This is a genomic window from Lysobacter sp., from assembly GCF_035655815.1.
Lineage (GTDB): Bacteria > Pseudomonadota > Gammaproteobacteria > Xanthomonadales > Xanthomonadaceae > Lysobacter_J.
Genome location: NZ_DASRTS010000018.1, coordinates 81,691 through 90,254, shown reverse-complemented (window position 1 = coordinate 90,254; position 8,564 = coordinate 81,691). Strand labels below are relative to the sequence as shown.

Genomic DNA, 8,564 nt, shown 5'->3' with positions numbered 1-8,564 from the left:
CACGCCGGCGCGTCGTCCGGCGACCGTGGCGAGCGCCCCGGCGCCGCAGGTCGGCGGACTTGGCTGGCCGGTGTCGGGTTCGCTGCTGGCCGGCTTTGGCGCGACCATGCCCGACGGCCGCAGCAGCGACGGCCTGCTCATCGCGGCCGGTGCCGGCACGCCGGTGAAGGCCGTGGCCGACGGCCAGGTCGTGTATGCCGAATGGATGACCGGTTACGGCCTGCTGCTCATCGTCGACCACGGCAACGGCTACATGAGCCTGTACGCGCACAACGACGCGCTGATCAAGGACGTGGGCGAGCGCGTCAAGCGCGGCGAGACGGTCTCGACCGTGGGCAGTTCCGGTGGCCACGGCCGTCCGGCGCTGTACTTCGAACTGCGTCGCAACGGCTCGCCGGTGAACCCGGGCACGTGGCTGCGCCGCTGACGGCTGAACGCCGGCCGCGCGGCCGACGGGATTAACAAAAGCCTTCCATTGCGCGCACCCGGCATGCCCATAATCAGGAGCCGACGGCGCGTGCCGTCACCAGATCGCGCCGCCCCGGAGTCCTGCATGTCATTGCGTCACCTGCTTCCGTTCGCCCTCGCCGCCGCGGTCGCATTCCCGGCTGCCGCCCAGCAGGCCGGGGACGCGCAGGCGGAAGCGCCGATCGAGTCCCCCGATGCCGAGACCGCCGAGGCGAAGGTGCCCCTGGACGAGATCCGCCGCTACGTCTCGGTCTACAACGCGGTGAAGCAGGCGTATGTCGAACCGATCGACGACCAGAAGCTGATGCACTCGGCGATCCGCGGGCTCCTGTTCGACCTCGACCCGCACAGCGTGTACCTGGACAAGAGCGACGCAGAGAGCTTCGAGGAGCAATCGCGCGGCGCCTACGACGGTGTCGGCGTGGAACTGATGCGCCAGCCCGACGGTTCGCTGCGCGTGATCGCGCCGATCGACGACACGCCCGCCGCGCGCGCGGGCATCAAGGCCGGCGACGTCATCACCGCCATCGACGGCAAGCCATTCAAGCCGGACGAGGGCGACAACTCCGGCCCGCTGCGTGGCGCGGCGGGCAGCAAGGTCACGCTCACCATTGTGCGCGAAGGCAAGGACAAGCCCTTCGACGTGACGCTGCAGCGCGAGACCATCCGCGTGGCCAGCGTGAAGAGCCGCATGCTGGAGCCGGGCTACGGCTACGTGCGCATCAGCGCGTTCCAGGCCGACACCGCGGCGGATTTCGAAACCAAGGTCGAAGCGCTGAAGGCGCAGGCCGGCGGCAAGCTGCGCGGCTTGGTGATCGACCTGCGCAGCAATCCGGGCGGCCTGCTCACCTCGGCGGTGCAGATCGCCGACGACCTGCTCGACAGCGGCAAGATCGTCAGCACGCGCGGCCGCATCGCCATCAGCGACGCGGAATTCGGCGCCACGCCGGGCGATCGACTCAACGGTGCGCCGGTGGTGGTGCTGGTGGATGCGGGTTCGGCCAGCGCGTCGGAAGTGCTGGCCGGCGCGCTGCGCGACAACGCCCGCGCGCGGATCGTCGGCAGCCGCACCTTCGGCAAGGGCTCGGTGCAGACCGTGTTGCCGCTGGACAACGGCGACTCGGTCAAGCTCACTACCGCGCGGTACTACACGCCCAGCGGCAAGTCGATCCAGGCGCTGGGCATCACGCCGGACGTGGTGCTCAAGCCGGAGAAGGACGACGACAAGAGCATCCGCAACTTCAGCGAAGCCAGCCTGCCGGGCCACCTGCGTGGCGACGGCGAAGGCGAGGACGCGGACGAAGGCCAGCCGGGCGACAACGCCGGCGACGTGCTCGAAGGCGATGCACCGATCGCCGCGGCCCTCGTGGAGCTGAAGAAGCCGGTGGCCAGCGCGACGCCGTCATCCGTCAGGAAGTAACGCACCCGATGTAGGAGCCAGCTCGCTGGCGACCGGCGTGCAGAGAAACGGTCGCCCGCAAGCTGGCTCCTACGGCGATCGCTTGCTCAGCGCGGCTTCGCGGGCAACGGGAACGGCGTGACCACCTTCTCGCCGGTAGCCGCGTCGCGGATCGCAGACTGGCCCTTACGTTCGACTTCCTCGATGCGCACGATGCTGTGCATCGGCAGATGCAGGGCGCGGGTGTTGCCGAACTCGTCGCGCAGCCGCTCCTCGGTGGGATCGATCACCACGCCGTCGTGCACGTCGAACACCAGGTCGCCAACCTCGGTGAAGCCCCACAGCGCACCGGACGTCACATGGCGGGCGTACAGCTCGTACACCTTGCCGGCGTTGAGGAAGGTCACCTTGTAGAGCGGCTTGGACATGGGTGGCTGTTGCAGGCGATTGGCCTCGACACGATGGGGACGGTCGTGGCGGGACTCAAGCCATCGCAGCCTTACAGCCCGCGTCGACGCCGCATGCGCCGCGCGATGCCGGCGCGCGCGATCAGCGCGAACACGCCGCCGAACGCGAAGCCGGCCAGATGGGCCGACCAGGCCACCGCACCGAAGGCCGGGCCGATGAAGGTAAAGACCAGCTGCAGCAGCGCCCACACGCCGATCAGCAATGGCGCGGGCACCTTCACGAACTGCAGGAACAATCCCAGCGGCACCACCACGCCCAGCTTGGCCGCCGGGAACAGCGCCAGGTAGGCGCCGATCAGCGCCGACACCGCGCCGCTGGCGCCGATGATCAGCCGGTCCGGGGTGCCGATGGCGATGACGGTGGCCAGGTTGGCCACCGCGCCGCCCAGCAGGAACAGGATCAGCAGCCGCCACGGCCCCATCGCCCGCTCGGCGGGCAGGCCGAAGATCAGCAGGAACACCAGGTTGCCCAGCAGATGGGCCCAGTCCGCATGCAGGAACAACGCGGTGACCAGCCGCCACAGGCTGCCGGTGCGCATGGAGGTCCACCATTCCTCAGGCGAGGTCAGGCCGCCCGACAGCGCCCCCCATTCCACCAGCAGGCGCCGCTGCTCCTGGCCCGGCAGCAGTTCCACCGCGATGAAGCACAGCCACAGGGCCGCGAACAGGGCGGGGGTCGCCCAGCGCACCGGGGTGCGCTCGCGCCCCGGAATGGTCACGAACACCGCGCGGAACCCCCCGTGGATCGCCTCGCCGGGACCCCTGCCCAAACCGCCAGAAACAGCACGGAACAAGTGCAAACAGGCATGCCGGTGGTTGTTAGCCTCGGGTTAAAAGGCGGGTTATAGTGCATACGGCGTCGTACGTCGGGAGGGGTTTCCGGCGCGCACTGGCGTCCGGACCGGCCGGCTGCGAAGGCAATGACGGCCTCGGAAGACGAAAAAATACTCCAATGGAGACTACACGCATGCAACACGCTTCTCGCTTCACCCAGCTCACGGCGCTGGCTTTCGGCATCGCCGGCGCGCTGGCCGTTGGCCAGGTCCACGCTTCGGGCTTCCAGCTCAAGGAAAACAGCGTCAAGGGCATGGGTGCCGCCTTCGCGGGCGCCGGTGTCAACGAGACCGACTCCTCGGTGGTCGCCAACAACCCGGCCACGATGGCCCGTTTCGAAGGCACCACCATGCAGGTCGACGTCACCGCGATCGACCTGAGCTATGAATTCAAGGGCACCGGCACCGACGCCCTGGGCCGTCCGATGACCGGCGGCAACGGTGGCGACGCCGGCGACATCGCCGCCGTGCCGGCCCTGTCGGTGATCCACAAGCTCGACAACGGGCTGGCCTTCGGCGCCATGGTCAGCGCGCCGTTCGGCCTGAAGACCGAATACGACGACGGCTGGGTGGGCCGCTACTACGCCCATACCTCCGACGTCGAGATCATCGACCTGACTCTGGCCGCCGCGCTGGACATCATTCCGGACCGCTTCTCGGTCGGCGCCGGCATCATCTACTCGCGCGCCGACGTGACGCTGTCGAAGTCGGTGGACTTCGGCTCGCTGCTGTTCTCCAACCCGGCCACCCGTCCGCTGCCGTTCGCCCGCCCGCAGGCGGCTGACGGCTTTGCCGAGATCCAGGGCGACGACACCGGCTTCGGCTGGACCGTGGGTGCGAACCTGCGTCCGACCGACAAGTTCGCCATCGGCGTGAGCTACCGCTCCGAGATCGACTACGAACTGGAAGGCACCGCCGACTGGACCGTGCCGGGCAACGTCGCCGCCGTGTTCGGCGCCAGCCCGACCACCCGTCCGCTGTTCCAGGACGGTGCCGCGATGGCCAAGCTGACCACGCCGTCGGTGCTGAGCGTCGACATGCGCTACGACATCACGGACCGCTTCGCGATGATGGCCACCTGGGCCGAGACCGGCTGGGAATCGCTGCGCGAAGTGCGCATCGACTTCGCCAACCCGGATCCGGATTCGGTCGAGCCGTTCGCCTGGCGCGACAGCGAGTTCATGTCGCTGGGCGGCGAGTTCAAGCTCAACGAGGCGTGGATCCTGCGTGCGGGCGTCGCGTACGACGAGACCCCGACGCACATCGAGACGCGCACCCCGCGTCTGCCGGACGCCGACCGCATGTGGTACTCCATCGGTGCCACTTGGCAGGCCACGCCGGCGCTGGAAGTGAACTTCGGCTACACGCGCATCGAGCCGGATTCGCCGGAAATCGACCTGCACGCGGAAACCTCGCTGCAGACCCTGACGGGTCCGTTCGACGGTCACGCCAACCTGTACGGCGTCTCGGCGCAGTACAAGTTCTGATCGCCTGTTCGAACGCTGTAACGAAAAAGCCCCGCTTCGGCGGGGCTTTTTCGTTGGGCTATCGGCCCGGCAAGGGGGGGAGCAGTTGGACGCGGATGACGCGGATGACACAGAAAAACGCAGATGACGCAGAAAAGCGTCTTGCGAGTTCGACCGGCCGCCGGACTGGTGCCTTAAGCCATCGTGGAGAAACGATCCGGCACTGCTCTTTCCGCGTTCTCTGCGTCCTCTGCGTCAGAAACCGCTTGGGCGCTTCCGGTGCCAGCAAAAGACACGGGGCCGGGACGTCGAGCCCGCGGTCTGATCAGCACGGACAAAGCACTCAATGCTTTGTCCGTGTTCTCCGCGTCATCCGCGTCCAGGACGCTCCTGCGCTCAATCGCCCAGCGTCAGCAGCGAGGCGTTGCCGCCAGCCGCGGTGGTGTTGATGGTGATGGTCTTCTCGGTGGCGAAGCGCGGCAGGTAGTGCGGGCCGCCGGCCTTGGGGCCGGTGCCGGACAGGTTCTGGCCGCCGAAGGGCTGCACGCCGACGACCGCTCCGATCTGGTTGCGGTTGACGTAGCAGTTGCCCACCTTCACGCGCGAGGCGATCTTCTCGATGGTTTCGTCGATGCGCGAATGGATGCCCAGCGTCAGGCCGTAGCCCGTCGCGTTGATGGCATCGATCACGGCATCGAGCTGGTCCGCCTTCCAGCGGATCACGTGCAGCACCGGCCCGAAGATTTCCTTGTGCAGCTGGTCCAGCGACTTGAGCGTGTACGCGCGCGGGGCGAAGAAGCTGCCGTTGGCGGCATCGTCGTCCAGCGCGACTTCGGCGATCATCAAAGCTTCCGCGTCCATGCGCTGGGCATGCTCGCGCAGCATCTTCAGCGCGTCCTCGTCGATCACCGGGCCGACGTCGGTCGACAGCAGGCCCGGGTCGCCGACCTTCAGCTCGGCCATGGCGCCGGCCAGCATCGTGGTGACCTTGTCGGCGATGTCGTCCTGCACGAACAGCACGCGCGCGGCCGAGCAGCGCTGGCCGGCGGACGTGAATGCCGAGGCGATGGCGTCCTTGACGACCTGCTCGGGCAGCGACGAGGAGTCGGCGATCAACGCGTTCTGGCCACCGGTCTCGGCGATCAGCACGCCGATGGCGGCGTCGCGCGCTGCGAGTGCGCGGTTGATCGCGCGCGCGGTGTCGGTGGAACCGGTGAAGGCGACGCCGGCGATGCGCGGATCCTTCGTCAGTGCGGCACCGACGGTGGCGCCGTCACCCGGCAGGAACTGCAGTACGGCTTCGGGGATCCCGGCTTCGTGCAGCAGCTTCACCGCGTAATAGCCGATGAGGTTGGTCTGCTCGGCCGGCTTGGCGATCACGCTGTTGCCGGCGGCCAGCGCCGCGGCGATCTGGCCGGCGAAGATGGCCAGCGGGAAGTTCCACGGGCTGATGCAGACGAACACGCCGCGGCCCGACAGCTGCAGCGTGTTGGATTCGCCGGTCGGGCCGGGCAGGGCCTCGACGGCGAACTGCTTGCGGGCCTGCGCGGCGTAGTAGCGCAGGAAGTCCACTGCCTCGCGCACTTCCGCCACGCCGTCGGGAATGGTCTTGCCGGCTTCACGCGAGCACAGCGCGATGTACTGCGGCATGCGCTGCTCGAGCAGGTCGGCGGCGTGCTCCAGGATCGCGGCGCGGCTGGCGGCTGGCGTCATGTTCCAGGCGTCGTGCGCGGCGACGGCGTTCTGCAACGCCTTCTCCACCGTCGCGCTGTCGGCGGCCTGCCACTGGCCGACGATCTCGCGGCGATCGGCCGGGTTGGTCACGGCGATGCTCGGGCCGGCGACGGTCGCGCCCGGAACCAGCGGCGTCGCGCGCCATTCGCTGCCGGTGGCGGCGTTGACCTGGTCGGCGAGCGTGCGCAGTTGATCGTCGTTGGCGAGATTGATGCCCATGGAATTGGTCCTGTCGATGCCGAAGCTGCGGTACAGATCGAGCGGCTGCGGGATGCGCGGATGCGCGATGGATTCGAATGCGGAAACGATCTCGACCGGATCGCGTACGAGGTCATCGATGGCGATGTCCTCGTCGGTGATGCGGTTGACGAAGCTGGAATTGGCGCCGTTCTCGAGCAGGCGGCGTACCAGGTACGGCAGCAGGTCCTCGTGCGAGCCGACGGGCGCGTACACGCGGCAGGGCACGTCCAGGCGGTCGGCCGGGATCACCTCGGCGTACAGGTCGTCGCCCATGCCGTGCAGCTTCTGGAACTCGAAGTGCTTCTGGCGGCCCATCGACTTCGCGCGCTGGTGGATCGCGGCGATGGTGTGCGCGTTGTGGGTGGCGAACATCGGATAGATCGCATCCGCGGCTTCCAGCATGCGGCGCGCGTTGGCGAGGTAGCTGACGTCGGTGTTGGGCTTGCGCGTGAACACCGGATAGCCCGCGGCCTGGCCGTCGACCTGCGCGCGCTTGACCTCGCTGTCCCAGTACGCGCCCTTGACCAGGCGCACGGGGATGCGACGGCCGGTGCGGCGGGCGAGGTCGGCGATGAAGTCGATGACTTCCGGCGCGCGCTTCTGGTAGGCCTGGATCGCCAGGCCGTAGCCTTCCCAGCCGTCCAGCGCGGCGTCGGCGTACGCGGCAGCGATGACGTCGAGCGACAGCTCCAGACGGTCGGCTTCCTCGGCGTCGACGGTGAAGCCGATGCCGTACGACTTCGCCAGCTGCGCCAGTTCCAGCACGCGCGGGGTGAGCTCGGCCATCACGCGCTCGCGCTTGGCATGCTCGTAGCGCGGATGCAGTGCGGACAGCTTCACCGAGATCGACGGCGCGGCGAACACGTCGCCGCCCTTGAAGTCGCCGCTCTTGCCGATCGCATGGATCGCGTCGCGATATGCCTGCAGGTAGCGCAGCGCGTCCTTGGTGGTCAGCGCGCCTTCGCCCAGCATGTCGAAGGAGTAGCGGTAGGCGGCGTTGCCGTTCTTCTGCGAACGCGCCAGCGCCTCGCCGATGGTCCGGCCCATGACGAACTGGTGGCCCATGATCTTCATGGCCTGGCGAACCGCCAGGCGGATCACCGGCTCGCCGACGCGGCCGAGCAGGCGCTTGAAGGCGCCATGCACGTCGCGCTTGGTCTCGTCGGCCAGGTCGACCAGGTGGCCGGTCAGCATCAGGCCCCAGGTGGAGGCGTTGACCAGCACCGAATCGGACTGGCCCATGTGCTTCTTCCAGTCCGCATCGCCCAGCTTGTCGCGGATCAGCTTGTCCGCGGTTTCCTGGTCGGGGATGCGCAGCAGCGCCTCGGCCACGCACATCAGCAGCACGCCTTCCTCGCTGCCCAGGTCGTACTGGCGCATGAAGGCCTCGATGGCGCCCTGGTCCTTGGCCCGGGCGCGGACCCGGCGGACCAGGTCGGCCGCGGTGGCCTGAACCGCCGCGCGGTCGGCTTCGGGCAGGCGGGCGCGTTCGAGCAGGGCGCGGACGTGCGCGGCTTCGTCACGGACCCAGCCGGCGGTGATCGCGGCGCGGCGTGCGGAAGGCGGCGGGGGGAGTTCGGGGCTGATCAGCGCGTGCGCTGCCGGCGGGCCGTCGCTGGCGACGGCGGTGGCGGAATGGGTGGTCATCAAGGGGCCAGAAGACAGCCGTGGGAAGCCCAATAGTCTAGAGCCTCCGGTCCTTGCCGGTGTTGTGCGCTCGGTCTCTCCCGGCGCGCGCCTGGTGGCCGGACCCGCGTGCACGGCTGTGCGAAGATTGCGCAATCTGCCGACAAGTCCGTGTAATTTGATTGGCTCGGTTGTTGGGATTGTGAGCGGCAGGTAAAATGAGCGGTTCCGCGGGGCGGTTTTTGGTTCCCTGATCCTGGGTTCCGGTGGGGCTGGAAGCCCGGCGTCCCGAGTAGCGCATGAGCCCGCAAGCCAAGCCGAACGGCTCAGC

At 68.4% G+C, this 8,564-nt stretch carries 6 protein-coding genes; 3 read left to right on the top strand and 3 right to left on the bottom strand.

Features of this window, described 5'->3' with window-relative positions; translation table 11 throughout:
- Together VFE83_RS04645 and VFE83_RS04640 are read left to right on the top strand one after the other, a co-directional pair.
- A partial coding sequence (locus VFE83_RS04645) for a murein hydrolase activator EnvC family protein (protein ID WP_324903715.1) occupies positions 1 to 427 on the top strand: 427 nt, incomplete at its 5' end.
- A gap of 126 nt (positions 428 to 553) precedes the next feature.
- On the top strand, positions 554 to 1,888 hold the full coding sequence (locus VFE83_RS04640) for a S41 family peptidase (protein WP_414674687.1): 1,335 nt from the start codon (positions 554 to 556) through the stop codon (positions 1,886 to 1,888).
- Positions 1,889 to 1,974: 86 nt separating this feature from the next.
- On the opposite strand, the gene VFE83_RS04635 is transcribed toward VFE83_RS04640, so the two are convergent.
- The gene (locus VFE83_RS04635) at positions 1,975 to 2,295 is read right to left on the bottom strand and encodes a DUF1820 family protein (protein ID WP_324903714.1); all 321 of its coding nucleotides are present in this window, start codon (positions 2,293 to 2,295) and stop codon (positions 1,975 to 1,977) included.
- A gap of 71 nt (positions 2,296 to 2,366) precedes the next feature.
- The gene (locus VFE83_RS04630) at positions 2,367 to 3,059 is read right to left on the bottom strand and encodes a rhomboid family intramembrane serine protease (protein WP_324903713.1); all 693 of its coding nucleotides are present in this window, start codon (positions 3,057 to 3,059) and stop codon (positions 2,367 to 2,369) included.
- Between the two features lie 242 nt (positions 3,060 to 3,301).
- On the opposite strand from VFE83_RS04630, the gene VFE83_RS04625 reads away from it, so the two are divergent.
- A complete protein-coding gene (locus tag VFE83_RS04625) occupies positions 3,302 to 4,654 on the top strand; it encodes an OmpP1/FadL family transporter (RefSeq protein ID WP_324903712.1) in 1,353 nt (450 codons plus the stop codon).
- Positions 4,655 to 5,029: 375 nt separating this feature from the next.
- On the opposite strand, the gene putA is transcribed toward VFE83_RS04625, so the two are convergent.
- Positions 5,030 to 8,254: a bifunctional proline dehydrogenase/L-glutamate gamma-semialdehyde dehydrogenase PutA gene (putA, locus tag VFE83_RS04620; protein ID WP_324903711.1), complete on the bottom strand. Its 3,225-nt coding sequence runs from the start codon at positions 8,252 to 8,254 to the stop codon at positions 5,030 to 5,032.
- Between the last annotated feature and the right edge of the window lie 310 nt (positions 8,255 to 8,564).

Bases quoted from the DNA above. Each gene is read 5' to 3' on its own strand.
- putA (WP_324903711.1), bottom strand. From the start codon at position 8,254: ATGACCACCCATTCCGCCACCGCCGTCGCCAGCGACGGCCCGCCGGCA.
- VFE83_RS04625 (WP_324903712.1), top strand. From the start codon at position 3,302: ATGCAACACGCTTCTCGCTTCACCCAGCTCACGGCGCTGGCTTTCGGC.
- VFE83_RS04635 (WP_324903714.1), bottom strand. From the start codon at position 2,295: ATGTCCAAGCCGCTCTACAAGGTGACCTTCCTCAACGCCGGCAAGGTG.
- VFE83_RS04640 (WP_414674687.1), top strand. From the start codon at position 554: ATGTCATTGCGTCACCTGCTTCCGTTCGCCCTCGCCGCCGCGGTCGCA.